Genomic DNA, 25,844 nt, shown 5'->3' with positions numbered 1-25,844 from the left:
GAGGTCTTCGCTGTTTGCTGCAGAATTGATGACGGGATCTGTCTTTTCGGAGATGGCCGAGGTCATGAAGCAGCGTCCTGTTTGGAGAGTTCAGAAACAAATGCTCTGGGGGATGGGGTGCGTAACTTAGGGTGATGGTTGCGCTGTTGGTGGGCTACTCTGTGATTCGACCGAACCACTAGGTACGAGAGTGGGGGCTCAGCAAGGAGTGAGAGATTTAGGTAAAAGACCGACGGCTTTGAGTCCAGCAAGCAAAAAGAGGGAAGCGATGACAGTACCGATAATTTTCGATCTGGTGATCCCTATAGGGGCTGGAGAGGTGGACATACACTATAGAGTGATGAGGGACCGCATTTATTCCCTCGATAGAGAAATTAGCGTGCGCGACCAGAACGTCGTGCAGCTTGGTATTGTTCGATGCCAGTGACAATACCCTCCGCAATTTTCTGACGGTAGCTTCCTTTTTTTACGGCGCGGCATTCACTGGAGTTTGAGAGAAAGCCACCTTCAAAGAGGATAGCTGGGTTTTGGGCGTTGCGAATGACATAGTAGCGAGCGAATTTTACTTTCCGGTCGAAGGCGCGTGTGCGTCTCAAGACGGCACTTTGGACATATTGAGCGAGTGGTTTTGAGCGTGAAGAATAATAGAAGGTCTCAATCCCTTTTGCGCCGCGGCGGTAGGTATAGTTATAATGGATGGAGACAAAGATGGAGTTACCGTAGCGGTTGCCGATGGAAGCACGCTTTTGAAGTGAGAGAAAGACATCACTGGTACGGGTCATGCGAGTGCGGTAGCCTTTGCGCTTGAGCATGTAGTCGACGCGCTTCGCTGTATCGAGTGCGAGGTGCTTTTCGTAGACTTTTCCGTAGTTGCCACCAATATCTTTCCCTCCGTGGCCCGCATCGATGACGACGGTGCTGAAGGGGCCAGCCACCACAGCGCTGATGCTGCTGATCAGGAAAAAGGCTATGATTCGAAATAGGGGCATGGGTGGATCGGGACGTGACGGGTTGGCGCGGCCAGCTTTATGTGGGTAAAAAGCTGACCATCAAGTCTCACACCAATTCTGATCTGTCAAGGTGTGAGCGCTAGCAGTATTGTTGATAGAACGCACTTTTTGAAGAATCTTTTTCAGAAAGCTAAAATAAATAGCTGAGGAGTGTGATGGTCAGGAGAGGTGTGAAGAATCTGAGGGATTGAGGAAACCTTGATCTGTTAGGAAGCCTTCAGCTGACTCGAGTGTTTGCACGAAGTAGTTTTGGTTCACATTGAAGTTAAAGAAGGAGTGCGTGGCGCGTGTGAAGGGGACGAATCGCGCGACATTTCTTTTACTGGTGAGGCGTTGGCAGAATTTTTCGACACTGGCGACGGGGACGGTGGGGTCTTCGTTGCCGTGGAAGAATATCATAGGTGGGAGTTTTCTACGGATATTTTTGGTGGGGCTGGAGCGTCGGGCGTCGCGTTTATTTGTGAAGTGGTCATGTCCGACTCCCCGTTTTGTGGTATCGACGATTGCGCTCCATAGGATGAGGGCATTGGGGGCACCTGAGAAGAAGCCGTCGTTTTCGACTTTTTTGTGCATGGCGGCGCAGAGTGCGAGATGTGCACCGGATCCTGAGCCTCCGGCGATGATTTTTTCGGGGTCGACACCGAGGTAGCGGTTATTTTTGCGCAGCCACAGGATAGCGGTTTGGGCGTCGGCGATGGCGTCAGTTGGGTCGCAGCCGTGTTGGGCGGAGGTGCGGTATTCCGCGACGATGCCAACAGCACCGAGGGCAACAAAGTTGAGAGCTTGGGGGACGAATTGGGTGGCCATGGATTGGTCCCAGAGTCCACCGTGGAATAGGATGATGGCGCTACGGTGATCGTTTTCGCTGTGGTTCTCTGGGTAAAAGCAATGGAGGGTGAGTTCTCCTTGGTCGGTGCGTTTGTAGACTATGGATTCCGCGTCTTTGAGGAGTTCCTCATCGCGAATGACGGCAATTGGCGGTACAGCTTTTTGGGAGGTATCCATAGATCTGTGAATCGAAGAGGTTTTGGTTTTACCTCTGAGGATATTCATTGTGCAATGCTTCACATGATCTCAAAGCGATTTTTTTTAATGTTAGGAATGTTCTCAATTTTGTTGGGTGCATCTGATCTAGGAGCTCAAGTGAATAACCCGCAGCTGCAAAAGCAGTTAGAGGGAGTGTATTCAAAGTGGCGCAATGCGATGGTACAGAAGGATGCTCGTACGTGGGGGCAGACGACGGCAAAGAGCCGGCAGATGGCGATACGCAACAGGATTTATTCTGAGCGCAGGGCGTACCCTCAGTCGGTATTTGACATACCGGCAGCGCCACCATCTGTGGCGGGTTTGAAGGGATTGAGTGCGCATCGGAAGGGGGCGACTGCGACATCGGTGTATTTTGGGAAGGTAGATTTTGGTGTAGGTGGGGATCCCGCAGACAACCTGTTATTGTTGCATTTTGTCAACGAGGGGGGGAGTTGGAAGTATGACACAGCTGACTTTATCAATTTGTTAGCATTGCCTGAAGTTCGCAAGCAATTGCAGGCTGGGGACTATACTTATGTTGAGCAGAAGGATTTTCAGGCGAGTGGGGTTGTGCCGCCAATGCCAATAGCGGTGGGGCCAGCGAAGTATATTGCTAAGGTGTATACGTTTTGTCCTGGGCGCGATGTGAAGGTCAAGGTGAACAAAATTTCTGACCACCATTTCATCGACACGAAGGCTGCTGAGGTTGTGATAGGTGGTGGTAAGGATGGGTTGAATGAAGTGCAGTTTGCAACGAAGGCATTGGAGGGGAGCACGGGCAAGGAAGCGATGACGATTCGCGTGTATTTGATGTCGACGGTGCCAGGAACAAAGCCGATCAAGGCCTTTGAATATCAGGTCAAGGAGGGTGAGGAGGTGAAGCCATTTGGCAGTTCTCATTTTGTCATTGATGCGAAGATGGCGAAGAAACTCAACGGTTAGACCTTGAATAGACTGGGTATGATGACGGTATTGGTAGAAGTTTTTTGTAAGGTTTTCGTGATGAGATCCATATCGCAGTAGGAATAATGATGAAAATTTTACCGACACACTCACGACTAGGTGGTGCCGTAAGCATGGCTTTGGCAGCAGGGATAATGGGAGCTGGAAGCTTTGTATTTGCGGCCGAGAAGCCAAACATTGTTTTGTTTTTGGTCGATGACATGGGCTTGATGGATACTTCGCAGCCCTTTTTAGCTGGCAAGGATGGTCGTTTAGCAAAGCAGCCATTGAATGATTTCTATCGCACTCCGGGAATGGTGCGCTTGGCGAAGACTGGCACCCTCTTCTCGTGTTTTTATGCGAATAGTGTGTGTTCGCCGACGCGGACGACGATTTTGAATGGGCAGAGTTCGGCGAGGCACCACGTCACCCAGTGGATCAATCCGTATAAGAAGAACTCGGGCCCGAAGGGGTGGAATTGGAAAGGGTTGAAGCCTGGAGATGTGACCTTGCCTGGTTTGTTGAAAGAGGCTGGATACAAGACGATTTTCTGTGGTAAGGCGCATTTGGGGCCCTTTAAGTCTGAGGGGGTAGACCCAACAAACTTGGGATTTGATGTGAATATCGGCGGTTCCGCAATTGGGCAGCCAGGTAGTTATTATGGGGAGAAGAACTACGGGAAGGGGGGATCGCATCCTGTTCCTCATTTGGAGAAGTATCATGGGACGAAAACCTTTCTGACTGAGGCTTTGACGCTTGAGGTGAACAAAGAGATTGATAAGGCGAAGGCTGAGAAGAAGCCATTTTTTGTGGAGATGAGTCACTACGCTCTGCATGCACCTTTTCATTCGGACCCACGATTTGCAGACAATTATAAGGACTCAGGAAAGAACGCCAGGGCGCAAGCCTATGCAACTTTGGTTGAGGGCATGGATAAGTCTCTGCGCGACATGTTAGACCATTTAGAAAAAATTGGTGAAGCTGAGAATACGATTGTGATATTTCTCGGGGACAATGGTTCTGATGCTCCATTGGGTAGGACTCACAGTGTGGGGTCTTCAGCTCCGATTCGAGGAAAGAAGGGGACGCATTATGAAGGAGGGATGCGTGTGCCGTTTATTATGAGTTGGGCCAAGCCTAGTGCAGGTTCGGCATTGCAGAAGAAGTTCCCGATCAATCCAGGTGCTGTGACTGATGATTTTGCGAGCATCTGTGATATTTTCCCGACTGCATTAGAGGCCGCAGAGGTTGAGGCGCCGAAGTCTCATATCGTCGATGGTCAGAGCATTGCTAGTTATCTGGAGAATCAGAAGGGTGAGAACAAGCAAACCTTCTTGATGCATTTCCCGCATTCGCACCGCAGTAGTTATTTTACTGTCTATCGTGATGGAGATTGGAAGATCGTCTACCACTACGCGAAGCCTCAAGGGAAGAGAGTGGAGCTGTTCAACTTAGCGAAGGATCCTTATGAGGCCAAGAACATGGCGGCAACTGAGACCCAGCGCGTCTCTGAGATGCTCAAGCAAATGCAGGCTGCGTTAGATGAAGCTGGAGCGCAGTATGCAGTGCATAAAGATGGGAAGCCAATGCGTATAGAGCATTAGTCGTGGCTCATGCCCCCTTCGGCTAGGAGTATTGGCAGGTCGTTTTCGGCAATTGATTTTAAGTGATAGCCAGTTGGACTGAGTTCCAGCTGGCTATTTTTTGTCCTAAAAAAAGCTTCATGCTTCGGAGGGGAGTGGCTATGCTCGGGCCGTGCTCCAGATAGTCTTCAACGAAATTAGCGCAGCTGAAATTTCTCAGCTGGATACTCTAGATCAGCTTGAATTGTTAGATGCTTTTCAGGTTACCGAAGAGAAGTTAGAAAATCTCGATGGTGGAGAATATGCGAAGTTTGAGCGAGACGGGAAGGTGTTGTATCGGTTTCGCACGACGGAATACCGGATTTATTTTGGAGTGAAGGAGAAGAATGTGATTGTTCACAGGGTGTTACACAAGAACACATTTTCGGACTTTTTATTCCGTTCTAAGATGCCAGTGAGTGAGGATGAGGCATTGAGCAAGTCGAAGCATTTTTGGAAACTGATCGACGAGGGGCGCAATGCCCGTAGGGTCTAGTCTCTAGAGGGGGGAGCGTGTTTTAGAGATGGGATAAGTGTTTAGTGGGAGGCTTCGACTGACTCTACGAGTTTGGTGGCATTGTCTTTGATACGAGCTTCCCAGATGTATCTGCGGAATAGGACTTTGACTGCAGCAGTCATGGGTACAGCGAGAATAGCACCTAGGAAGCCACCTAATAGTAATGACCAGAAGAGCATGGAGAAAATGACAGTCATGGGGTGCAAGCCGACTGAGTCACCAACGATTTTGGGTGCTGTTGCTAGTGAATTGATTTGTTGGACAATAAGGAAGATAGCGATGACGGCGACGACATAGGCCCATGGGTTTGACCCTAGCATCCACTCGAGCCCTTCTCTGTTATCGGCAACGTTGTAGTGCACATAGGCGATGATGCAGGAGGGGATGAGGCAGAGGATATTACCGATGTAGGGGATGACGCCGAGTACGGCCATAGCGACGCCGATGACGAGGGCATATGGAAGACCAAAGATGAAGAGTGCGATCCCGACCAGTATACCGTCGATAAATGCGACAAGCATTTGGCCGCGGAAGAAGGAGATGAGGTAGCCATTGATTTCTTGGAGTGTGGCTACGACTTCGTTTTTAAAGCTTGAGGCTCGGAGTGGGACGTATTCGTGCCAGTGTGCTTTGATAGCTGCAGATTCTTTTAAGAAGTAGTAGAGGTAGATTGGGACCATTGCGAGGCCAACGACCAAGCCTAGTGAAGCAAGAATAGTTGAAGTACCGGCTGTGATAAACTTACTGGCGTAATTAGAGATTTCTTCGGTGTGGGAGGTTATTTGGTATGCGAGGTTTGTTTCGCTGAAGGGGACTTTGGGTTCTTGGCTAGTGGGGAGTTGGGTGGTTTGGGGAGTTTGGTTTGATTCGTGTCTTGCTAAGGCCCATTCGGCAGAGGGTTTGATCCATGAGGTTTCTCCGAGTTCGGTAATAGTTTTGGTGATACTTTGGCCTAATTTACTCTCACCGTTAGACCCTCTGGCTGTGAAGAGGTCTTTTGCTTGGCTCACGATAGGTGGGACAATGATGAGCCCCATGACGACGATGGCGACAATGAAGCTTGTGAATACAGTGATGACTGATTTGAGACGGCTGAGCCCTTTCTTTTGGAGCCAGGAAACAAACGGGTCGAGCAGGTATGCGATGATACCAGATACAGCTATAGGGATGAGAACGGGTTGTAGATAGCCTAGGACTTGGCTGATTAGCCAAATTAGGGAGACTAACAAAAATCCTAGAGTAAAGATACCTAGGCCAGTGAGTGCGCGCCAGAGTGTCTTCTTTTGAAATTCTGATGGGTAGGGAGATTGCATAGTTGGCTAAGATGAAGCACCACTATGCCTTCAAGTGCTGGAATGACGATTGTAAAATGCGCGCTATATTAGAATGCCCAAGTTCACTGAGCGGTGAGCTAACAAATGACGGAGTCTTTAGCATCTAAGATGCTGATGGCGTCTTCTTTTTTGAACATTTTAGCAAAGGTACTGCCCATATTGGCAGCTTCAAGAAGGGTTTGCGTGGTAGCTACATCAGAGACATTGCCTCCATCATCGTACTGCACTCTGAATGGGGGTTCGTATGCTTCAAAGGTTTCGTCGTTCTCGTTTTGTGCAGGAGCGTAAGCTATTTCTGGGAACTGTTCTTTAAATTCCGTTTCTAAGATTAAGCTGAGTGTTCGAGGGACGACTTCATGGAAGGCGAGTTCCTTTTGGAAGTTGTAGTCGGCGGCGTTGATGTCAGTGGTAAAACTGAAATCTGAGGGGTCAGCAATGATGCTTATTTCGACTTCATTGTCCTGATAGAGGAAGGTGAGTCGCACTCCGACGTTGTAGAGCTGCCCGTCTAAGGGTGATTCGCAATCCATGAGGACGACTTCCATTTTGAAACCACTAGAGCGGATAGCGCGAGCGAGTGTGGTGAAGACAGGAACGATGATGTCGTCAGTGATGCGTGCCATTTCATCACAGCCGATAATGAAATTCTGGCGTTCCCAAATCTGAGCATCCTCCTCTTTCGCTGCTGCTTTGGCATCGAGCTCTGCATTTTTTTCAGCTGAAATTTCTTGCTGCATGAGTATTTATGAGTAGTATGGAGGGCTTTATTTTGAGATACAGACTAGGCTAGCAAGATTTTTAAAACTTGCCATAATATTTTAGGATTTCTTGATTACATGGAATCATTGAGCTTAAACTGCCGTTTGATTAGTGCTTTGCCTTGTCTAATGAAAGGTCAGGATGCAGACTACTCGCGAGTGACAATGTCTCTTGAAATAAACTAGCTAACGGAGCTTTTGTTAAAAAAAGCGCGAAAGTTTCACTTTAGGCTCGATTATTTTTAAAAAACATTGATTATATCCCCAAAGCGAACAAAAAATCCTCCTCACAATCATGTCTACCGCGGAAAAAATCCCTGACTTCGCAGACTTATATTTGCGACCCTCTGAGAAAGAGGTCAATGACCAGCGCGAGCGCTATCGTCAGGCTGTGCGGATAGGGTTTGTGGAAATGGAGCGCATCACTGAGGAAGTGGTCATCCCTGAATTTGAGAAGGTTGGGGAGATATTGATGGAGAGTGGCTACGATGTGGAAGTTGTGGTTTTCGACACAGAATCTAACGTCTGTGATGACTTATTTGTTTGTGGAGCTGGATTGAGGGTATCGCGAGGGCACATGCACAGTGCGATTGTTTACACTGGTGACCCCTACAGGTTTGAGTTCACTTTGCAGACGCACAATTACGTTGGGCAGGTGACTGAGATTGATGTTGAGTATCACAAATTGACACCCTATTGGTTCCACAAGAGCGTCTTAAAATTCCTCAATGGGACATTCCCTGAGGTTGATTTCTCGGGGTTTGCAGAGACTGACGAAGATCAATGGCGTGTGATGGAAGGGCCATTCACGGTAAAGTTAGAGGATGAAGATGGTGAGTTTCAGACAGTGGCTGAGGCAGACACGATTGAGGAGGCGATGAAGATGGCTTCCATGTTCTGTACGGCGTTCAAGTCAGAGGACAAGTTAGTTCTCGAGGACCGTATGGGCCGTAAAGTTTGTTAGGGAGTAAGGAATGGAGGGGGGATCTGTGGATTGGCATGAGCGTTATCAAGTTGGAGACACGCCATGGGACAAGGGGATAGCAGCTCCGGCTTTGGTAGATTTTATTTCAGAGCACGCTGACTTCTTCAGTTCAGGTAAGAAGTTTCTTGTGCCTGGATGTGGGCGTGGGTATGACGCAAAGGTGATTGCGAGGGCTGGGGGGCAGGTGCTTGCGGCAGATATTGTGGAGGAGGCGTTAGAATTCGGCCGACGCGACAATCCGGATGGCATTGATTTTCGATGTTTGGATATTTTTAAAATTTCTGAGAGATGGGATGTATCATTTGATGGGGTATGGGAGCACACATGTTTTTGTGCGATTGAGCCAGAGGTGAGAGAGGCATACGTGGAGGTGATGTGGCGCATTTTGAAGCCTGGGGGCACGTTGCTCGGGGTATTTTTTACAAATCCAGATATGCCGGAGGGTGAGGGGCCGCCCTACAAGACTGGTGTAGATGTGATTGAACGTTACTTTGGAGAGCTTTTTGAGATTGAGTGGATACGGGAGCCATCTTCTTACTATCCGGGTAGGGAGGGGAGAGAGCATCTGGTGCTAATGCGGAAGCGGGGCTTCCATCGGTAGGCTAATCAATTTGAGCAGACCAGAGCGAGTTGATAGAGAGAGGGCCATTGCAAATTCTCTGTCGTCTTATACTTGCGGTATGGGCGGATTTTGCCAGAGTAGGCAAAATTACAAACGATAGTATATGTTCAAGCGACTTGGAAATCTCATTAAAGGCTTTTTTGGCCTATTCATCGGTGGTCTAGAAAAGCGGAGCCCAGAAGCTTTGTTGGAAGTGGAAAAAGAAAATTTACGCAAGCAAATTGCGCAGTTCAACCAGGGTTTGGCGTCGCATGCGGGTTTAGTTGAAAAGCTAATTTCAGAAGTGAAGAAGTTAGACAAACAAGAGAATGAATTACGAGCAAAGACGGCAGCACATCTCAAAGCGGGGAACCGTCAGTTAGCTGGGGATTTCGCGTTGAAGTTAAAGAAAGTAGAGGGTGAGCACGATGATGTGAAAGAGCAACTTGAAGATGCGGAGAAGCATTACAAAGAGTTGATTCGTGCGCGTGACGTATCGGTTAAGGAGGCGAGAGCAAAGATTGAAGAATTGCGTCGTGGCATTGATGACATGAAAGTGAAGAAGGCTGTGGCTGAACTCAACGAGATGGCATCTGGTATGATATCTGACATTGGAGGTTCGGGTGACAACTTGAACCGACTTGGAGAGATCGTGGAAGAAGAGCGTACGAAAGCTGCGGGGCGCGCACGAGTGGCTCGCGATAGCATGGATCTGACAGAAGTGAATATGAAGCAAGAGGAGCAGGATGCTCTAGCTGAGATGGCACTTGCAGATTTTGCAGCGGCTGAGGGGATTGAGATTGAAAAGACTGAGACTAAGGCTCCAGCAAAAACTGAAGGTCAACCTTCTAGCAGCCAAGGGACAATGGGCCCAGGGGTAACAGAGTAAGAACTGAGGCTAACAAATTTAGAAGGCAATGCTGAGTGATTCGGCGTTGCCTTTTTTATTGGTCTTTAGAAGGTATAGACGACACCTAGCTGAGGACCTGCAAATGAGAGGTCGAGAGAGGCGTTGTCGTGTTGCATTTCATATCCGACTTGTCTTGCGCCTAACAACACAACTAAGGAATCAGTAGCTTGGTAGCCGACACTGAGGTGGGTTTGCCAAGTGAGGTCTGAGTCACCGGTGCCTATGTCTCCGTAGAATCTGAGGGCCCATTTGGGAGCGAATTGATAGCTGCCAGTGATGGCAATGAGGCCATCCCAGATATTTTGTGAGGTATCAGCTTTTATGTTGGGGAAAAATGAAAAGCGAGGGAAGAGCTCGAGTTCGCCGTTGAGGTGGAAGAGTCGTGCTCCGGCGCCTAAGTTGATATAGGCATCTTCATTTTGCCAGATGTGGTAGGAAAGGAGGCTGGTGAAGAGGCTCATTTTGATATCGGCCTTTACTTGATTGTAGATGGGAACTTCTGTGGGGCGGTCGAGGCCCATACCCATGTAGAGGTAATCTGCTCGAAGTGACCAGCGTTTGTAGCTGGCGAAGCCGGAGAGCGTGATACCTTCATTGAGGTTTTCAAGAATGTCACTGAAGCTGCTGTTGAAGTCGGCTCTATTACCATCGATATCAATGGAGCCGTTGACACCAGCGGCGAGTAGGTAGGTGGAGATGCCGAAATCCCAAGAGTCTGAGATGGGTGGTGCTGCTTGGGCTTGGAGGTTATTTAAGGTTCCTGCGAAAAGAGGGGTGGCAGAGAGGAGAAAGGCTGTGGAGACGAAGGTAAGTTTCATGTGTGGGGTGGGTAATTACCAGAGTGGCTGTGAAGTGATGGTGATAGAAGCCAAAGAGGTGGGGTGCGTGAAGGTAAGTTTACTAGAGTGCAGCCTGAGTTCTCCGTGGGTGGTGCCGTGGCCATAGAGGGTATCGCCGATGATGGGGGAGGCTAATCCGAGGGGGTGGGCAGAATGGATTCGGAGTTGGTGGGTACGACCAGTGAGAGGGCGAAAGAGGACTCGCGCTGAGTCTTCTCGGTTCTCTATTAATTCCCAATCAGTGGTTCCCCATTTACCGTGAACCGGGTCATAGATTTGTCTAGGGCGGTCATTGATATCGAGGCGGAAGGGGAGTTCTATGATGCCATGTGATTGTGTGAGTGGAGTCTCAAGTTGTGCGATATATTCTTTTTGGGTTTCTCTATCTTGGAATTGACGGGAGAGCGCACGGTGGGTGGTGGGATCTAAGGCGAAGAGCATGATGCCAGATGTGTCCATATCGAGGCGGTGGACAGCGGGGTGCCTTGGAGCGTGGGGGAAGGATTTAAGTACTCGATGTGTTAGCGAATCTTGAGCGTGGGGCCCTTTTCCTGGGACTGATGCGAGTCCACTGGGTTTGTTGACAGCGAGGAGCGAATCATCGCAGTAGAGGATGTCGAGTACATCATTTGACATGACCATCCCATAGAGGCTTGGTGATGTCGCTGCGATAAAAAAAGGGTTGTGTTAGGCCGTGTGGGTAAATTGCTTCGCCCACTGACCGCAGTTCGTGAGTCGGTTTGGGGGCGTTTTGTAGTATTGCGCCATCTTTCTTTGAGCGAGTTAGAGCCCCATGTGGGTTTCGAGCTCTTTAGCACTTTTGATTTTGAGCATTGCATATGCTTCTTTGAGGAGCCTGCTGGCGTTTTCGGTGTCAGGAATTTCCTTATTTGCCTGTTTTTTGAGTAGTTCGAGAGCGACTTCGTATTTGGGGGAGGAGGCCATTTTCTCAAGTGCTCTGACACACTTTCCATCGACGAAATAGTGACGTTCTTCGCGGACTGTTTCGATAGTAGATGGGTTATTGTTGGGGTCAGAGTTAGGGTCGAATTGCCAAGAACTCATATTTGAGTAGATGAAGAAGATTTCACCGTTCATAAAATAGGCAGTACGGCTCACACTTCCGTGGTCGCCACCCCATTCGATAGTTTGTTTTACGGTGATACCGGCCTTATTGGTGTAGCGTTTGATGGTACCTGAGTTTGGGGCAAAATCCTCGTTCGTTTGGATGGTTTTGGCTGAGAGGTCTTTGTTTGACTCAATTTTATTGTACTGGGTACGGATATGAGCGATTTCTTGCTTGAGATCGGCGAAGCTTAGTGAGCTGGATGCGAGTAGAATAGTGAGTAATGTTTTCATGAGGTGAGGCGAAGCTAACAAGAAATATGGATTATGGCTAGTGTAGCGTCAGTGGTAATCAATAGTTGCTCAGCATAGGGGGATTCGGTAGTCTTTGGGGCATGGAGAAGGAGACACTTTTTGAGCTAGCGATTGAGAAGGTAGATGCAGCAAATGCGATGGATCCAAGGATGTGGGTTTACGAGGGGAAGTCTTACCCACAAGAATTATTTTTTTCAGAGCAGCACACCAAGTGGGTGTTAGAGTTAGATGCTGATGCTTCAGAAGCATTATTGTTAGCATCACGGACTCAGCATGTTTGCCGGTGGGAAATTCCACGTAAAAGCTATCCGATGGACCGTACTGGATACTTGACGTGGCGCAGTGACTTGAAAAAGTTTCATGCGCAAAGGGCTGGCGAGATTCTTACGCAAGTTGGATATGGCTCAGAGATGGTGGAGCGGGTTCAGGCGCTTAATTTGAAGAAGAACATGCGTAAGGACACTGAGTGTCAGATGCTTGAAGATGCGCTTTGTTTGACATTTATGGAGCATCAATTTGATGATCTGATTGCGAGCACTGAAGAAGGGAAGATGATCAAGATTGTTCAGAAAACTTGGGGGAAGATGAGTGAACAGGGGAGGGAGAGAGCACTTCAGTTAGATCTTTCGGAGTCAGCTTTGAGTGTTGTAAAAAAAGCGCTCGAAGCGGCCTGAGGAAGGCTTGGGGTGCTCGACTCTTAAGTCATCTTAAATGGTTTCGAGAGTGTTCAGAGGCAGGTGATTTCCGGTAGAATCTGAAGTTTGTCTCCCTATCCGTTAGATAGTTCTGGTGCCCTGTTGGGATCTAGACTATATGGGAGGATATGAAATGTTTGATTTTCGGGTCATTGGTAGCATTGGGTTCATTGGCGATAGCAGATGAACAAGCGGGTGCGCAAGACAACCCTGAGTGGGTAAAGCTTAAGTCAGCTGCGGAGCGGTATGTTAAGGCGTTCAATGAGAAGGACGCGAAGGGGGTGGCAGCATTATTTGCTGAGAATGGTGAGATATTATTACAGGAAGATGTGAAGATTGCGGGGAGGGATGGGATTGAGCAACATTATGCGCGAGTCTTTGATAGTCATCCCGAGGCAAAGGTGGGGTTAGAAGCTACTTCGGTTCGGTTTGTAACACCTCGTTTAGTTGTGGAGGAGGGCGCGGTACATTTTACGACTGGAGCGGATGAGGTTTCTACCCATTTGTATATTGCTATTTTAGCTCTGCAAGAGGATGGGGAATGGAAGATAGTGCAGTCGCGCAACAAGGAGGTGACTGAGAGTGAGAGTTTTGATCGGTTGGGAGATATTGAGGGATTGGTGGGTGACTGGGTGGCATCTGTGGGTGGCAATGGTAAGTTTTCAATGAAGTTTAGGTGGGAGCCATCGGGAGCGTGGATGATTGGCAAAGGACGCTATGCGTCGCCCGATACGGAGCCGGTAACGATGACGGTACGTATTGGGTGGAACCCGGCAGTAGAGAAGATCGTTTCGTGGAGTTTTGATTCAGAGGGTGGTTTTTCGAAAGCTGTTTGGACTGAGGGAGAGGGGAAGTGGTTACTCAAGGCGCAGGGAGTCAATGGTCAGGGGGAGAGTACCTCAAGCACGCAGACCATTGAGGTGTTAGGAAGTGAGTCAGTGCTATGGAGTTTTTCAAGTCGAGTGATAGGTGATGCTATGGAGGACGATAGAGCGATTAAGTTAGTGAAGTCGCCGCCAAAGCCATTTTTAACCCCAAATGATCAATAGAATGAAGGTGAGAAAGATTGTAGCTTTGCGGCGAATATTTTCGATGAGTGTGGCGACGATGGTAGTCGGCGCTCCGATGATTGAAGCGCGCGGTGTAAGTCGTGGAGGAAATGCTGGTGGAGGTGGTAGGGCTGCTGCAGCGAGGCCAGCGCGAGCTCCTAGTACGCATCGGGCTCCGATGACGGCGTCTAGGCCACAGGCCAGACCGGCTCAGCGCCCACAAAGTCGTCCGGCGGCGCGGCCGTCAAAGCCAGCATCACGTCCTTCAGCGCAGCCATCACGTCCATCGAGTAGGCCAGCGGCACGGCCGTCGCAGCCATCGAGCAGACCCTCAGTGCAACCGTCGCGTCCGAGTGCGCGCCCTTCACAGCCGAGCACACGTCCATCTACGAGACCATCGACTCGGCCGAGCACACGACCTTCCACGAAGCCTAGCACACGGCCGAGTGTGCAGCCGGGAGATTTAAAGTATGCGAAGCCATCTGTAGGGATTGATGGGAGACCCGTGACTCGTCCTGGTCAGGGAGGTAGCGGGGTACGGCCTCAGCCGCGTCCTGGAGAGGGAGGAGCTGGGGTAAGACCGGCACCGAAGCCTGATCGTCCGAATGTTGGCAGGCCGGATCGTCCTAATGTTGGAAGGCCGGATCGCCCTGATGTGGGGCGTCCTGACCGTCCGAGTGTTGGGAATCCGATTGCTAAGCCACCGATTGGAAACCGTCCAGGCAAGCCGGGCAAGCCTGGGCGTCCGGGTGATGGATGGGGAGGCAACCGTCCGGGAGTGGGGCACCGTCCTGGTGGGGGAAACAACATTAACATTGGGAACAAAGTGGATGTGAATTTTTCACGCAATGTGAATTGGTCGGTGGATGCACGTCACTGGGGAGGAAGGCCGTGGTGGGGTGTTGGTTCATACTATCCATGGCATCGTGGGCACTGGCATTACGGTTGGCATTACCGTCCCTATTACTATCGTCCGGGTCGGGTGATTGCGTGGGGCTTAGTTGCTTGGGGGGTGGGGAACCTAATCTTTGATTGTGGTTACCACCATTACTACAATCCTTACCCAACTCAGACAGTGGTGGTGTACAGTGACAGTGGAAAGAGTTCAGTGAATTATGCACAACCAGTGACTTCCTCCGCTGAGCAAGCTGTGGAACAGCGTTCCGACATGTCTCAGAAGGAGAGTGACAGTTTGGCGGCTAAGGCGAGTGCTGCCTTTGATGAAGCCTTGAAGAAATTCAAGCAGAAGGATTATTTGAATGCTCTGAAGAAAGTGGATGAAGCTATCAGCTATGATCCAGGTGAGACTGTGCAGCATGAGTTCAAAGCTTTATGTTTGTTTGCGCTGAAGAAATATCCCGATGCGGCAGGAGTGTTAAACTCCGTGCTGTCCTCTAACCCCGGTTGGGGATGGGATACTATGATTGGTCTTTATGATGCTTCTTCTACCTATGAAGCCCAACTGAGGGCCTTGGAGGATTATGCTAAGAAGAGTCCAAAGGCGGCGGATGCTCAATTTTTGTTAGGTTACCACTATATGACTGCTGGATACATGGAGGAAGCCGAGGAAGCGTTTGCGAAGTGCGTGGAGCTTCAGCCTCGTGACCAAGTGGCTGCGGAGTTGATGCGACTGACAAAGAATTCCTCAACTGGCGATTCGCAGGGGTCTGCGGATCCCAAGCAGAAGGAATACGCACCACCGGCACTGGATACGCTTCATGGGGCGTGGTCGGCTAAGAGTGGTGCGGGCACCATCAAGTTAACGATCGGTGACGATAATAAGTTTACGTGGGATTACAGTGATGGGAAGAAGCCATTTAAGATGACTGGTACGGCGAGTATGGATGATGGATTACTCGTACTTGGTGGTGAGGACAGTCAGATTGTTGCGGCGATTGAGATGAAGGATGATAAGACACTTCATTTTGTGATCGCTGGAGGTCCGGATGGTGATCCGGGTCTCGATTTTAAAAAGTCATAGTTCATATGTGTTAGCATCCTCCGTGTTGGAATTTCCAGCACGGGGGATTTTTGTTTTTGGATTTGGGGTGAAACTGGCATGTGATGGACACCAGTTGATTCGAGTATGGTCGGAGGGGAATGGGCGTATGCTATGGGTATGAGACAGATGATTCAGCAATGCGCATTTTTATTGATGGCGATGGTGGCTCCTTTGAGTGGACAGACTGAGGCGGTGGAAGGTGTGGAGAAGCCGGTATTGGTTTTTGAGTCTGGGGAGGGTGGTTATCCACATTACCGGATTCCGGCCCTTGAGCGTGCAAAGGATGGCAGTCTCTTGGCGTTTGCTGAGGGACGTTTCATCATGGATGACCATGGACGTAATGACATTGTTCTCAAGCGCAGTCAGGATGGAGGGAAGACTTGGGGGGAGCTTCAGGTGATTCATGCTGACAAGGAAATTGTGATGGTGAACCCGAGTCCGGTGACTCTAGAAAGTGGGCGGATTTTATTATTTTATGAGACATTTCCACACGGTTATCATGCGCGTTTAGGGCGTCACCACAAGATGATGCCGAGTGGTTTTGGGATGAACACGCAGAAGATGTTAGTGCGTGCGAGTGATGATCATGGTAAGACTTGGAGCAAGGCGGTTGAGTTGCAGAAGGTGTCTCGCAAAGGGAGTTCTATCATTTCCTCAGGCAGCCCGGCCAACTCTATTCAGTTGAAGCGCGGAAAGCACAAGGGGCGTGTGATTGTGCCCTTATTTTTGACTCAGCGAATCGATGATAAGAATAGGACTTGGCAGAATGCGGTACTTTACTCTGATGATGAAGGTCGCTCGTGGAAGTTATCTCAGAGTGTACCCGTGACTAAGACTGAGCCGGGAAATGAGTGTTTGGTTTCAGAGACGGATGAGGGGTATGTGGTGATGAACTCACGTTCACAGAGAAGTAAGAACCGTTTGTTGAGCCAAAGTCGTGATGGGGGAGTGACATGGGACCCATTTGTCTACAGCAGCGCATTGCAAAATAGGCCATGTAATTGTGGGTTATTAAAATTTGCTTATGGCGATAAGAGCCGCAGCTATTTTTCATTTAACAACTCAACCAAGAACCGAAAGAATGGCTACATTGCGGTGAGCAAGGACGACGGCAAAACGTGGCCGATCAAAAAGCAAATCATTCCTGGGTACTTTGGTTATAGTCAGTTGGTAAAGTGCGATGACTCAACTTTAGGTTTGATATACGAACCATTTGAGAGTCCGCGCCAGAAGTGGGACTTGTACTTCGTGCGCGTCAACACTGATTGGCTTGAGCGATAGCTGGGAGCTCAAATAAGTGTTTATGCCAAACCGCATCTCAAAAGAGACACATGGTGATTTTTGAGGGCTTGATAAATTGCGCCACGCGCAAGAAGTGTGGTTCGAGCTCTTTACTCATAAATCGGCGTTTCTCTTCAGCCATCCCGCAGGTGCGGGACTTGTTCATAGCGCCTTGATTTCTGAACAAACTGCACCGTCATTTTACCTCTTTTGCATCGTGAAGTGGTATTAGATTTTCGATTTTTACACGGAAGAAGCGCATTTTTTGGAGTGGCTGACTGAGTTGGTCATTCCATTGGATGGTGAGGAAGCCGTTGTCATGGTCGTGGAGAGTGGTGGTTTGGGATGGAGATTCGGTCCAACTGTTAGATGTGAGTGATTGGGAGTATTCGAGGGTGTACTTAAGGTTGGCAGTCTCGGGATCGCGCGCTGTGATGGCGAGCATTGGGGGCTCTACGGTGAGGTAAGATTTGGGCGCATTGTTAGAGAGGGGGGAGGAGCCGAGGGCGAACTCAACAAGATTGGGTTGGGTATCACCGTCTGGATTGGCAAGCGGATCTGACTGTGTTGCTTCGGTGCTTCCAAAGTGTTTGAACTGCCATGATTGGTAGGTGTTTGAACTGGAGGTGTCGAAGCGTTGTATGATAGCGTTGTACCATTGTTGAGCCATCAACTGGTTACCAAAATGGTTGGTATGGAGGTTATCTCCACGCATAGCAGCGGCGTAGTTCTGTTGAATCGTGGTAAAGTTATCGACCAGGTAGACATCATGGCCTTTAGCACGCTGGTTCGCCACGATGTCAGGTAGGGAGTCATTGAAGTTAATTACTCTGGCGGCGCGTTCTGGAGAGATGCCGTTTGGGGGGATTTTCGCTACGAAGATCGCAGGGGAACCAACCGATTGCTGGGCCATGATTGTATCTATGAGGCTTGAGATTCGTTGGGGGGCGGATGCTGGCTCTATGTTTGAGTTGGTGTCATTGGTGCCAAGCATGATAAGTATGATTGCTGGTTTGACATATGCGAGGCGTCCAGATGTCCAGAATTTCTGACCTTGGTCGATGTTATAGGTCATGCCTGTGCGGCCGCCATTGTTATTCCCGATGACCGAACCAGAGATACCTGAGTGATACTGGTAGAGGTTGTCGGTAGCGGAGCTACCTGTAGCTGGAAGGCCATCAATGTTTGCTGTGAAGTGGCCAGTGAAGCTAAAGCCGATATTTTGCTGTGTGAGGATGTCGTAGAGTGCTTTGCGCGGTGAGCTCGAGCCGTCTCCATCGGCGTTACTTTGCGTGATAGAGTCGCCAATAAACCAGATTGCCCCTAGTTCCATTGATGGAGTGGGTGGGGGGGACATAGGAGAGCCAATGATATCGATTTCTCGGTAGACTGTGCCATCGATTGCGGTGTTGCCGTTTGAATAGCCATGATCGAGATAAGTGATACGGACGGCATCTACATGTTCGGCGATTATTCCGGATGTGTCACTGAGGCTGATACGAGTGGCGGCGGCAAGGTTTGTGTTAGATGGGTCATAGGGAATATGGGAGAAGGTTCCTATTAGGGTAAATTCATCACTATTGATGCGGCTAATTTCGAGGGTGTATTTTTGGTTTGCAAGGCAAGAGCCGTTTTCATTGTGGCCGGCATAGCTATGGATTGCTGTGATTTGGAATCCATCGGGTGACTGAGTGGTATTGAGAGTGAAGGTTTGGCTGTTAGGGAGATTGTCTTGTGTGTAACTGGCAGTGAGGTAGACGCCATTGGCCATGGAGCCATTGGTGAGTGTTTGGGGGGACCCAAAGAAAGTGGCAGATGAGAAGGAGCTGGTGGCGGAGGTTTCGGCGAGGTCACCTTGGATGGGTTGGAAGTTATTGAGAGCGGTGCTGCCGGTAGAGGGGGTAGCGAATTGTTGGTTTTGCTGTTGGATGGCTGCGGTGAGAGGAGCGACGAGGAGTAGGGTAAGAGTGAGGCAGCGCTTCATGTTTGTGGATGAGCTTAAACTATGGAGGGCCTACAGGACAGAGGTGTCCTGTAGGGGGATGCTTTTTGGGTGAGGAACTATCGACGGCGGCGTAGGATGAGGCTGAGGCCGCCAATACCGATCAAGGCGGTAGTGGAGGGTTCGGGGACGGAAGCAACCGTAGCTGCACCAATCACATCGAACTCTTTAAAGACTGTGCCTTGAGCTGTACCAGTATGTTGGCCATGGTCTTGGACGATAAAGCGGATAGCATCGACTCCTTGGGCGATGGTGCCAGAGTCATCTGTAATGCTGAGCAGTGAGGCTGAGGCTCCATTGCCGTCAGCGCCCGAGAATGGGGTGAAGCTTTGAACGCCAAGTGACTGAAATGCGGCGTCACCCACGACGCTATATTGGAGTTCGTATTGTTGGTTGGCGAGGGTGCGACCATTTTCGTTCCATCCAGCGATGGTGTTGATGGTTGTGATATCGTAGCCGAGGGTGTTAATGCTCAGGTCGAACTCTAAGGTGTAAGTGGCTGGGAAGTGAGTGTCATTGGTGCCGGAGGAATGGAAGAGTCCTCCACCGGTGAGTGCGCTACCATTGACGAGCTGATTTGGGTTGCCGCCATTGATGCCTGCGAAGACTGAGCCACTGGTGCGTGCAATTGAGGTTAGTTGTGTTTGAGCGAGATCGGTATTGCTCGCAACAAAGGTGCCTTCGCTGGTGCTGGAGTTGTTGTTATAGACGAGTGCTGCATGGAGGCTAGCGCTTGATGCAAGAGTGAGTAGCCCGAGGGCGAACGTTTTTTTCATAGGTATTGTATTGATTTAGGTTAAGACGACCAGACGGATACAGGGTAGTATTCGGTGTGGTGTTCTTACCTTGGAGATGTCGGCCTATGAAAAAACGTGCAGAAGAAATGTGGATAAGTTAGAGGCGCATTTTACTGACTCGGATGTTATCGAAGTCCGCGTATGTATGGCGCTTTTTATTTTTATTTGGGAGAGCGATGCGCAGTTTTAGAGGGACTCCCAGAATATCGGAGGCATCGGCAGGTGAGGTCCACTGCAGGGTAGCAGTAGTGAATGAATTTGGAGTTTGTTTATCGTGGGTGTAGGTAGCGAGAGTGGTGGATCCAGCGACGAGACTTACAATCACGGGTGACTGAGGTTCTGATGCGGTGAGGGCTCGTGTTCCGAGTGTTAGGCTCACCGTGTATTGGGTGAGGACTCCGACATTTTCGAGGGAATACTCGATGTAACTATTGGGGGTATGAGTGAGGAAGAATCCGAGGTTCGAGCCTTTCATTCCCAGTTCAAGTCCGTGGTGGGGGCTGGAATCGTCAAGGCTATGGCCTTGGTACCAGGTGCTGTGTGAGCTAGGGTTGAAGGTGCCACTAGGGCCGGTGATATTTTTATGCCAGCCAATGAGGTTTTGGATACTGACGGCATTATCTTCAGCAGCATTTTTTTCAAAGTCTTCTTGATAGATAGTGGTGACGCGTGGTGGCAGGCGATGGATTTGGGTGCTTGCACGGTAGTCAATGGGGGCTAGTGCACCGGACGGGTTGATCCGCATGGCTTGCCCAGCGGTGAGAGTATGGCGTGTGCTAGTGAGGGGGGAAGCTTCTACGGAACCGCTGCTGACATGGACGGCATCAGGTGCATGTTTGGGGGCTAGGACAGTGAATTGTGTACCGAGGTCGACGACCTCAAGTTCGGGGGTGGTGACCTTAAATCCGATGGCGCTGTGAGCAACGGTGAACGTGGCACGACCATGGTTGAGATAGAATGAAGTGTCGTCGATTAGGGTGAATTCAGCTGGAGCTAGAATGATAGCTTGGACACCTGGGGCGCATTCGAGCGAGGCGGCTCCGTGGCTTATGGAGATAGTTTGACCTGGTTGGGCATCACTCTCGTTAGGATTGAAGGAGCTCAGGGACCCATCGGCAAAGTGGATGGGGACGCCCAGGTAAGGGGGGGAGGAACGTGATAATTTAATCACCCAGGCGATTGTTAGGCCGAGGGTGAGGCATGCGGCAGCAGCGGCCATACTGCGGTAGAGAGTTTTTTTGACTGATTGTGGGTGGGGTTCAGACTTACTTAGGGAGGGGAGACTGATGCTATTTCGTTTGATGAGTAGTTGTTCAAGGGTGATTAGCTCTTGATAGATTTCGAGAGCATGAGGGTCTGAGCGAAGAGCGTCTTGGAGGGACTCGAACTCCGCTGGAGTGATTTCGTCCTCAATCAATTTGAGGATGAGGTGGTGCAGTTCGTGATCGTTCATCCTTGATTGAGTTGGAGTTGGATGCAGTTCTTAAGCTTGATACGGACGTTGCGCAGGATGGAACGAAGCGTGGCGGGATTTTGTTTATGGGTTTGGGCGTATTGTTGGAGTGACTCACCTTGTTGGTAGCGCGCTTGGATAAGGTCGCGGTGCTTGGCATTAAGTTTGTGGAGACAATGGTCGAGTGCGCGTTGTTTTTCGTGGAGGCGCGATTGGCTGAGTGAGTTGGCTGCGGCAGCAATTTTGTGGATGATATCTTCATCGAAGACGAGCCATTGGTTGCGCTGGATTTTGCGTCTTTCGTTGAGGGCGTGAAATTTTGCAATTTTGAAGGACCAGGCTTTGAAGTTACTTCCTACTTCAAATTGTTCACGTTTGTTCCAGAGGGTGACGTTGACCTCTTGGAGCAGGCTTTCGACATCTGCTTGGGAGGGGAGCAATGAGCGCAGGAAAGCACCGAGCATCGTTTGATGCGCAGTGAGTTCACTGACGAAGGCCGTCTCATTGTCTGCCGTGGGATTCATCACATAAGCGTTCAATAGCTCAAACCATCTCTCGACTCGGAATAGACGAATGGAGTGTGGTTCAGTCTTGTGAAGTTTGCGCTACGCGACTTTCGAGTAGATCGGGTTAGCTAACAAAATATCTTTGTTGTCATTCAGGTGTCCCGCGGGTGCGGGACTCCTTCACACCGCCTTGATAATCTGCAAGCTCATTCCGACCATTCGTTCATTCCGTATCGCTCAATAGTATTATGTCGAGAGGTGCAGAAACGTGCATGAAAAATTATTTATTAAGTGCTTGGTGAGCGGCGGCGTTGCCAGTAGCGAAGGCTGATTGGAGAAGAAAGCCGCCGGTGGGGGCTTCCCAATCGAGCATTTCGCCGGCTAAGAAGATGCCTGGGTGGGACTGGAGTTCGAAGCTCTGGTTAAAGTTATCCCAAGTGATTCCGCCGGCTGAGGAGATAGCTTCTTCAATGGGGCGGGGGCGGGTGAGTGGGATGTGGCAGGATTTCGTGTGGCGGGCGAGTTCGGCAGTGCTTGAGAATGGGCCGTGGAGGTTTTCTAGAATGGCGGCTGCAGCAGGGTTGAGTTTCCAGCGGGTGCGTGCTTCTTGGAGGTAATTCCGTTTCGCTGACTCCATTTTTTTGACCAATTGGTCGGTGGTGAATGTGGGTTTGAAGTCGATGGAAATGTGGGGGCTGGCATGGGCCTTGATAGCGGGACCTAGGCGGTAGATGGGGCCGCCCTCGAGGCCGTAGCGTGTGATGACGAGTTCTCCGTGCATTGAGCGATCACCAGCGTGGACGACGATGTTTTTTAGAGGCAGGCCTTCGGCTTCATTGAGGAGAGCTTCTGGCCAGAGGGTTTCCCAGCCACAGTTTGCAGCGGTGAGGGGAGTGATGTGGAGGCCGAGGGCGTTGAGCATTTGAACCCAGGACCCATCGGATCCAGTGCTGGGCCACGATCCACCTCCGAGAGCCAGAATGATGCGATCGTGGTTTTGACTGAGTGTTTCTCCATCGTGATTAAAATGGAGAGTGAGTTCAGGGGTGGTGGTGATTTGGGTGAGAGTGTGGCGCACTCTGAAGTGGACCCCAAGTGTGCGGAGTTTTTCGATCCAGCGGCGCAAGAGTGGAGCGGCTTTCATGCCGACTGGGAATACTTTGTTAGAGCTGGCAACATAGGTTTCAATTCCAAGTTCGGCAGCCCAATGGCGCAGTGCTTGGTTGTCGAAATCTTTGAGTGCCTGATAGAAGAAGGATGGGATATCAGGTCCTTGATAGTGGTCGAGGAAGCTGGGGAAGCTTTCTCCGTTGGTGAGGTTGAGCCCACTTTTTCCGGCGACGAGAAATTTTCTGCCGACGGATCTTTTCGCTTCGTAGAGGGTGACCTGAGCACCGGATGATGCAGCGACTTCGGCAGCGCGCAGTCCGGCTGGGCCGCCACCGACAATGGCGATTGAGAGTGGGTTGGTCTCAGGTTTAGCGTGATTTGATGTATTCGGAGAGTTCATCGTAGAGGCCCGATTGATTGGCATAGCTTGCGTAGTTAGACGCTTGTTCTAACCATTCTAGCGTGGTTGGGCGCGATTGTTTGATGCTGTTGGTGAGGTGTTTTTGTTGGAGTTTGATCTCTTTGCCCGTCTTCATGATCTCTTGGATAGTGGTTTCGGTAGCGCGATCGACGACGGCTTTGAGGTCGGCACCTGAGAATTTATCGGTGAGTTTTGCGAGCTTTTTAAGGTCAATTTTTTCTTGGGGGATTTCTTTGAGGATGACCTCGAGAATGGCATGGCGTGCTTCGATGTCAGGTGGTGGCACAAAGAGGACGTGGTCGAAGCGGCCGGGGCGACGGAAGGCGCTATCGACTCTCCAGGGTGTGTTGGTAGCGCCGATCACGAGGATGTCATCATTGTTAGACTGGCTGCCATCCATTTCAGTTAGGAGGGTATTGACGAGGCTAGCGGTATGGCCGGCGTCGCTGCGTTTGACTCCGAGGGCATCGACTTCGTCGATAAAGATGATGGTGGGTGATTTTCTACGTGCTTCTGAGAAGAGGGCGTGGATGCGTTGTTCACTTTCACCGATCCATTTGGAGAGGACATCGTGGACGGAGATGTTGATGAAGTGGGCTCCGCATTCTCCGGCAGTGGCACGAGAGATGAGAGTTTTGCCGCAACCTGGGGGGCCGTAGAAGAGGAGGCCACCGCCGGAGCGTTTTTTAAACTTAGCGAAGAGGTCTTTATTTTTGAAGGGATAGATGATGCTCATGCGGATGCGCTCTTTGAGGGCTTCCATGCCACCGATGTCCGAGAAGTCGATGACTTGGGCTACGGCATTGAGGGCTTCATCGAGGGCGGTATCGGTTTCAATAAAGTCGTCTTCAGGTTGTTGGGGAGTGGGTTCAGAATGTTCTGGGTGATAGGGCTGGCTTATTGCCATGGGGGCGGGTTTATCGGCGCCATCGAGCCATGCTTCGAAGTGTGGGTCTTCGAGTGATTCATCGATGACGGTTGCGACGCTATAATTTTTACGTGCGCTGGGTTTATCATTTTGTTGTTGGTAGATGGTTGCTTTGGCGAGGTAGGCTGGTGCGCATGCTTTATCGGCGGAGATGATTTGGTCGAGAAAGTTGATAGCGGCTTGTTGGTCGAGGGCGGCGATGGCATTGGCAGCTTGGATACCCATCTCAGAGGAATCGGGGAGATGTGGGGCTTCTAGCAGCAAAGAGAGAGCTTTGGCTTGGTCATATTGGTTTTGATAGAGTTCAGCGAGGTGCAGTCGAAGTTCCCAGTCATTGGGGGAGGCTGAGAGGGTTTTCAGGAGAAGTTCGATGGTTTTATTATGATTCATGTTGAGAAATGGATGAGTGGAAATGTTTGTCCTTTTTCTTTCGGGCGCGCTTTTTCCAAGCGTCAAAGAAGAGGGAGCCCCAGCTGAGGATGTAGAAGAGGATGACTGCCACTAGAATGATAGAGGAGAGTCCTGCGATGAGTGGGATGCGGGAGGTGGTATTGGAGAAGGCGTAGAGGATGCCTCCCCAGAAGAGGGCGAAGACCGAGAGACAGAGGGCGACGCGGAGGGCGAAGGGCTGTCGGTGAATTTTTTCTAAGGGGCCTGAGTAGAGGGAGAGTTTGCCCATTTTTTTATGCACCTCAACGAGGGTGAGGAATTCATAGGTTTTGACCATTGGCCAGACAAAGAGGAAGAAGGTCACGCTGATGGCGACGCAGATGACAACGATGTATTTGAGGACAGGGAGCAGAAGAATGAAGAAAATCCACCGCCATTTGGCTTGGTTCATCCACTCGAAGAAGGCGAGGACCTTGAGGACTGGGGATAGTGGTAGCCAGAGGATGCGCAGAGCTTTATCTCGTTTGCGCAGGGCTTTGATGAGGAGGGTCTGATAGGTTTTATCCTCGGGGTCTAGGCGCAGGGCGATACGGAAATGTTCTTCAGCTTTTTTGTAATCTTTGAGTTCGTCGTAGTAGAGAATCCCGATATGCATGTGGGTGATATCATCCTCTGGGTTAGACTCTAGGAGTTCTTGGAGTTCGGCAATTTGGGAATGTGGGTCGAGTTTGTCGTTACCGGTGAGTTCACCTTGTGCTCTGGTACGAATGCTGCGAGCTTGTTGGTTTTCAGGGTTGATGGAGAGTGCTTTGTCCGCGCAGAAGATGGCCTCTTTTGGGTTTTCGAAATTGAGTTGGAGGTGGGCCATGATCAACCAGCTGTGGTCGTCATGTGGGTTGAGTTCGAGGGCTTTTCGAATATTATCTTCTGCGGCTCCATTGCGGCCCATGTTGAGGTAGAGACCAGCGATCCCTTGGAAAGCGTCTGCAAAGTCAGGCATCTGGCCGATGGCTAGTTTGAAATGCTTTTCGCTGTCCTTATAGTTTTGGGTATTTTTGAAGCAATAGGCGAGTTGGTAGTGGAGCCATGCGGAGTTTGGTTGGGTAGAGAGGAGTGTGGTGAGTGCCTGGATGGCTCTATCCCACTGGCCACTGGACATGAAGCTGCTGACTTGATTGTGCAGAGACTCATCTGGGTCTTGGTAGCCGTCCTCGTCAGCTTGGTAAGCAAACTCACTCATTGCTATGGGAATATGGACAGAAACAAAAAGAGCCAAGCATAAAGGC

General features: G+C 50.2%; 25 protein-coding genes. 10 read left to right on the top strand and 15 right to left on the bottom strand.

Annotated elements, in window-relative coordinates; genetic code table 11:
- Positions 1–374: 374 nt before the first annotated feature.
- Both ACFSW8_RS15565 and ACFSW8_RS15560 read right to left on the bottom strand, forming a co-directional pair.
- The gene (locus tag ACFSW8_RS15565; RefSeq protein ID WP_377088410.1) at positions 375–989 is read right to left on the bottom strand and encodes an N-acetylmuramoyl-L-alanine amidase family protein; all 615 of its coding nucleotides are present in this window, start codon (positions 987–989) and stop codon (positions 375–377) included.
- 180 nt (positions 990–1,169) lie between these two features.
- Positions 1,170–2,063 (bottom strand): alpha/beta hydrolase, encoded by an 894-nt coding sequence (locus tag ACFSW8_RS15560; RefSeq protein WP_377178721.1) that lies wholly within the window; start codon positions 2,061–2,063, stop codon positions 1,170–1,172.
- Between the two features lie 39 nt (positions 2,064–2,102).
- Between ACFSW8_RS15560 and ACFSW8_RS15555 the strand changes: the two genes are divergently transcribed.
- The 3 genes from ACFSW8_RS15555 to ACFSW8_RS15545 all read left to right on the top strand — a co-directional run bounded on the left by ACFSW8_RS15555 (position 2,103) and on the right by ACFSW8_RS15545 (position 5,096).
- Positions 2,103–2,978, top strand: a complete 876-nt coding sequence (locus ACFSW8_RS15555; protein ID WP_377178719.1) for a hypothetical protein — start codon at positions 2,103–2,105, stop codon at positions 2,976–2,978.
- An 86-nt stretch (positions 2,979–3,064) separates the two neighbouring features.
- Positions 3,065–4,582 carry a sulfatase-like hydrolase/transferase gene (locus ACFSW8_RS15550; RefSeq protein WP_377178717.1) on the top strand — a complete coding sequence of 506 codons (1,518 nt, stop codon included), beginning with the start codon at positions 3,065–3,067 and terminating at the stop codon, positions 4,580–4,582.
- Positions 4,583–4,733: 151 nt separating this feature from the next.
- A complete protein-coding gene (locus ACFSW8_RS15545) occupies positions 4,734–5,096 on the top strand; it encodes a hypothetical protein (RefSeq protein ID WP_377088420.1) in 363 nt (120 codons plus the stop codon).
- A 41-nt stretch (positions 5,097–5,137) separates the two neighbouring features.
- On the opposite strand, the gene ACFSW8_RS15540 is transcribed toward ACFSW8_RS15545, so the two are convergent.
- Both ACFSW8_RS15540 and ACFSW8_RS15535 read right to left on the bottom strand, forming a co-directional pair.
- Entirely contained in the window at positions 5,138–6,430 is a 1,293-nt protein-coding gene (locus tag ACFSW8_RS15540) for an AI-2E family transporter (RefSeq protein WP_377088422.1), read from the bottom strand.
- Positions 6,431–6,528: 98 nt separating this feature from the next.
- Positions 6,529–7,188 carry a hypothetical protein gene (locus ACFSW8_RS15535; protein WP_377088426.1) on the bottom strand — a complete coding sequence of 220 codons (660 nt, stop codon included), beginning with the start codon at positions 7,186–7,188 and terminating at the stop codon, positions 6,529–6,531.
- A 316-nt stretch (positions 7,189–7,504) separates the two neighbouring features.
- Here ACFSW8_RS15535 and ACFSW8_RS15530 point away from each other — a divergent pair, with 316 nt between their 5' ends.
- From ACFSW8_RS15530 to ACFSW8_RS15520, 3 genes are all read left to right on the top strand, one after another.
- Positions 7,505–8,173, top strand: a complete 669-nt coding sequence (locus ACFSW8_RS15530) for a hypothetical protein (RefSeq protein WP_377088428.1) — start codon at positions 7,505–7,507, stop codon at positions 8,171–8,173.
- 10 nt (positions 8,174–8,183) lie between these two features.
- On the top strand, positions 8,184–8,795 hold the full coding sequence (locus ACFSW8_RS15525) for a methyltransferase domain-containing protein (protein ID WP_377088430.1): 612 nt from the start codon (positions 8,184–8,186) through the stop codon (positions 8,793–8,795).
- Positions 8,796–8,919: 124 nt separating this feature from the next.
- Complete coding sequence (locus ACFSW8_RS15520; RefSeq protein WP_377088432.1) at positions 8,920–9,684, top strand: PspA/IM30 family protein; 765 nt, start codon at positions 8,920–8,922, stop codon at positions 9,682–9,684.
- Between the two features lie 65 nt (positions 9,685–9,749).
- Here the strand turns inward: ACFSW8_RS15520 and ACFSW8_RS15515 are convergent, their stop codons facing one another.
- From ACFSW8_RS15515 to ACFSW8_RS15505, 3 genes are all read right to left on the bottom strand, one after another.
- Entirely contained in the window at positions 9,750–10,523 is a 774-nt protein-coding gene (locus ACFSW8_RS15515) for a hypothetical protein (protein ID WP_377088434.1), read from the bottom strand.
- A 15-nt stretch (positions 10,524–10,538) separates the two neighbouring features.
- A complete protein-coding gene (locus tag ACFSW8_RS15510; protein WP_377088436.1) occupies positions 10,539–11,180 on the bottom strand; it encodes an RluA family pseudouridine synthase in 642 nt (213 codons plus the stop codon).
- Between the two features lie 147 nt (positions 11,181–11,327).
- Positions 11,328–11,903: a hypothetical protein gene (locus ACFSW8_RS15505; protein ID WP_377178715.1), complete on the bottom strand. Its 576-nt coding sequence runs from the start codon at positions 11,901–11,903 to the stop codon at positions 11,328–11,330.
- Positions 11,904–12,004: 101 nt separating this feature from the next.
- Here ACFSW8_RS15505 and ACFSW8_RS15500 point away from each other — a divergent pair, with 101 nt between their 5' ends.
- Together ACFSW8_RS15500 and ACFSW8_RS15495 are read left to right on the top strand one after the other, a co-directional pair.
- On the top strand, positions 12,005–12,598 hold the full coding sequence (locus ACFSW8_RS15500) for a DUF4202 domain-containing protein (RefSeq protein WP_377088439.1): 594 nt from the start codon (positions 12,005–12,007) through the stop codon (positions 12,596–12,598).
- A 149-nt stretch (positions 12,599–12,747) separates the two neighbouring features.
- A complete protein-coding gene (locus ACFSW8_RS15495) occupies positions 12,748–13,668 on the top strand; it encodes a YybH family protein (protein ID WP_377088441.1) in 921 nt (306 codons plus the stop codon).
- A gap of 210 nt (positions 13,669–13,878) precedes the next feature.
- Here ACFSW8_RS15495 and ACFSW8_RS15490 read toward each other — a convergent pair whose 3' ends face one another.
- Positions 13,879–14,106 (bottom strand): hypothetical protein, encoded by a 228-nt coding sequence (locus ACFSW8_RS15490; protein WP_377178713.1) that lies wholly within the window; start codon positions 14,104–14,106, stop codon positions 13,879–13,881.
- Between the two features lie 10 nt (positions 14,107–14,116).
- Here ACFSW8_RS15490 and ACFSW8_RS15485 point away from each other — a divergent pair, with 10 nt between their 5' ends.
- Positions 14,117–15,649 carry a tetratricopeptide repeat protein gene (locus ACFSW8_RS15485; protein ID WP_377178711.1) on the top strand — a complete coding sequence of 511 codons (1,533 nt, stop codon included), beginning with the start codon at positions 14,117–14,119 and terminating at the stop codon, positions 15,647–15,649.
- 138 nt (positions 15,650–15,787) lie between these two features.
- Positions 15,788–16,951 carry a sialidase family protein gene (locus tag ACFSW8_RS15480; RefSeq protein WP_377088446.1) on the top strand — a complete coding sequence of 388 codons (1,164 nt, stop codon included), beginning with the start codon at positions 15,788–15,790 and terminating at the stop codon, positions 16,949–16,951.
- 196 nt (positions 16,952–17,147) lie between these two features.
- Here ACFSW8_RS15480 and ACFSW8_RS15475 read toward each other — a convergent pair whose 3' ends face one another.
- The 7 genes from ACFSW8_RS15475 to ACFSW8_RS15445 all read right to left on the bottom strand — a co-directional run bounded on the left by ACFSW8_RS15475 (position 17,148) and on the right by ACFSW8_RS15445 (position 25,798).
- A complete protein-coding gene (locus ACFSW8_RS15475) occupies positions 17,148–18,935 on the bottom strand; it encodes an SGNH/GDSL hydrolase family protein (RefSeq protein WP_377088450.1) in 1,788 nt (595 codons plus the stop codon).
- 77 nt (positions 18,936–19,012) lie between these two features.
- On the bottom strand, positions 19,013–19,729 hold the full coding sequence (locus ACFSW8_RS15470) for a PEP-CTERM sorting domain-containing protein (protein WP_377088451.1): 717 nt from the start codon (positions 19,727–19,729) through the stop codon (positions 19,013–19,015).
- A 118-nt stretch (positions 19,730–19,847) separates the two neighbouring features.
- Positions 19,848–21,203: a FecR domain-containing protein gene (locus tag ACFSW8_RS15465; RefSeq protein ID WP_377088453.1), complete on the bottom strand. Its 1,356-nt coding sequence runs from the start codon at positions 21,201–21,203 to the stop codon at positions 19,848–19,850.
- Entirely contained in the window at positions 21,200–21,727 is a 528-nt protein-coding gene (locus ACFSW8_RS15460; protein WP_377088454.1) for a sigma-70 family RNA polymerase sigma factor, read from the bottom strand. The genes ACFSW8_RS15465 and ACFSW8_RS15460 overlap by 4 nt, the downstream gene beginning before the upstream one ends.
- A gap of 262 nt (positions 21,728–21,989) precedes the next feature.
- A complete protein-coding gene (locus tag ACFSW8_RS15455) occupies positions 21,990–23,243 on the bottom strand; it encodes a BaiN/RdsA family NAD(P)/FAD-dependent oxidoreductase (RefSeq protein ID WP_377088455.1) in 1,254 nt (417 codons plus the stop codon).
- Positions 23,188–24,558: an AAA family ATPase gene (locus ACFSW8_RS15450; RefSeq protein WP_377088457.1), complete on the bottom strand. Its 1,371-nt coding sequence runs from the start codon at positions 24,556–24,558 to the stop codon at positions 23,188–23,190. The genes ACFSW8_RS15455 and ACFSW8_RS15450 overlap by 56 nt, the downstream gene beginning before the upstream one ends.
- Entirely contained in the window at positions 24,548–25,798 is a 1,251-nt protein-coding gene (locus ACFSW8_RS15445; RefSeq protein ID WP_377091423.1) for a tetratricopeptide repeat protein, read from the bottom strand. Before ACFSW8_RS15445 ends, ACFSW8_RS15450 begins: the two co-directional genes overlap by 11 nt.
- Between the last annotated feature and the right edge of the window lie 46 nt (positions 25,799–25,844).

Source organism: Rubritalea tangerina (genome assembly GCF_042683245.1).
Classification (GTDB): Bacteria; Verrucomicrobiota; Verrucomicrobiia; order Verrucomicrobiales; family Akkermansiaceae; genus Rubritalea; species Rubritalea tangerina.
The sequence above is the reverse complement of the archived record's forward strand: the minus strand, read 5'-3'. Positions and strand labels throughout refer to the sequence as shown.

Bases quoted from the DNA above. Each gene is read 5' to 3' on its own strand.
- ACFSW8_RS15565 (WP_377088410.1), bottom strand. From the start codon at position 989: ATGCCCCTATTTCGAATCATAGCCTTTTTCCTGATCAGCAGCATCAGC.
- ACFSW8_RS15560 (WP_377178721.1), bottom strand. From the start codon at position 2,063: ATGAATATCCTCAGAGGTAAAACCAAAACCTCTTCGATTCACAGATCT.
- ACFSW8_RS15555 (WP_377178719.1), top strand. From the start codon at position 2,103: ATGTTAGGAATGTTCTCAATTTTGTTGGGTGCATCTGATCTAGGAGCT.
- ACFSW8_RS15550 (WP_377178717.1), top strand. From the start codon at position 3,065: ATGATGAAAATTTTACCGACACACTCACGACTAGGTGGTGCCGTAAGC.
- ACFSW8_RS15540 (WP_377088422.1), bottom strand. From the start codon at position 6,430: ATGCAATCTCCCTACCCATCAGAATTTCAAAAGAAGACACTCTGGCGC.
- ACFSW8_RS15535 (WP_377088426.1), bottom strand. From the start codon at position 7,188: ATGCAGCAAGAAATTTCAGCTGAAAAAAATGCAGAGCTCGATGCCAAA.
- ACFSW8_RS15530 (WP_377088428.1), top strand. From the start codon at position 7,505: ATGTCTACCGCGGAAAAAATCCCTGACTTCGCAGACTTATATTTGCGA.
- ACFSW8_RS15525 (WP_377088430.1), top strand. From the start codon at position 8,184: ATGGAGGGGGGATCTGTGGATTGGCATGAGCGTTATCAAGTTGGAGAC.
- ACFSW8_RS15520 (WP_377088432.1), top strand. From the start codon at position 8,920: ATGTTCAAGCGACTTGGAAATCTCATTAAAGGCTTTTTTGGCCTATTC.
- ACFSW8_RS15515 (WP_377088434.1), bottom strand. From the start codon at position 10,523: ATGAAACTTACCTTCGTCTCCACAGCCTTTCTCCTCTCTGCCACCCCT.
- ACFSW8_RS15510 (WP_377088436.1), bottom strand. From the start codon at position 11,180: ATGTCAAATGATGTACTCGACATCCTCTACTGCGATGATTCGCTCCTC.
- ACFSW8_RS15505 (WP_377178715.1), bottom strand. From the start codon at position 11,903: ATGAAAACATTACTCACTATTCTACTCGCATCCAGCTCACTAAGCTTC.
- ACFSW8_RS15500 (WP_377088439.1), top strand. From the start codon at position 12,005: ATGGAGAAGGAGACACTTTTTGAGCTAGCGATTGAGAAGGTAGATGCA.
- ACFSW8_RS15495 (WP_377088441.1), top strand. From the start codon at position 12,748: ATGAAATGTTTGATTTTCGGGTCATTGGTAGCATTGGGTTCATTGGCG.
- ACFSW8_RS15480 (WP_377088446.1), top strand. From the start codon at position 15,788: ATGAGACAGATGATTCAGCAATGCGCATTTTTATTGATGGCGATGGTG.
- ACFSW8_RS15475 (WP_377088450.1), bottom strand. From the start codon at position 18,935: ATGAAGCGCTGCCTCACTCTTACCCTACTCCTCGTCGCTCCTCTCACC.
- ACFSW8_RS15470 (WP_377088451.1), bottom strand. From the start codon at position 19,729: ATGAAAAAAACGTTCGCCCTCGGGCTACTCACTCTTGCATCAAGCGCT.
- ACFSW8_RS15465 (WP_377088453.1), bottom strand. From the start codon at position 21,203: ATGAACGATCACGAACTGCACCACCTCATCCTCAAATTGATTGAGGAC.
- ACFSW8_RS15460 (WP_377088454.1), bottom strand. From the start codon at position 21,727: ATGAATCCCACGGCAGACAATGAGACGGCCTTCGTCAGTGAACTCACT.
- ACFSW8_RS15455 (WP_377088455.1), bottom strand. From the start codon at position 23,243: ATGCCAATCAATCGGGCCTCTACGATGAACTCTCCGAATACATCAAAT.
- ACFSW8_RS15450 (WP_377088457.1), bottom strand. From the start codon at position 24,558: ATGAATCATAATAAAACCATCGAACTTCTCCTGAAAACCCTCTCAGCC.
- ACFSW8_RS15445 (WP_377091423.1), bottom strand. From the start codon at position 25,798: ATGAGTGAGTTTGCTTACCAAGCTGACGAGGACGGCTACCAAGACCCA.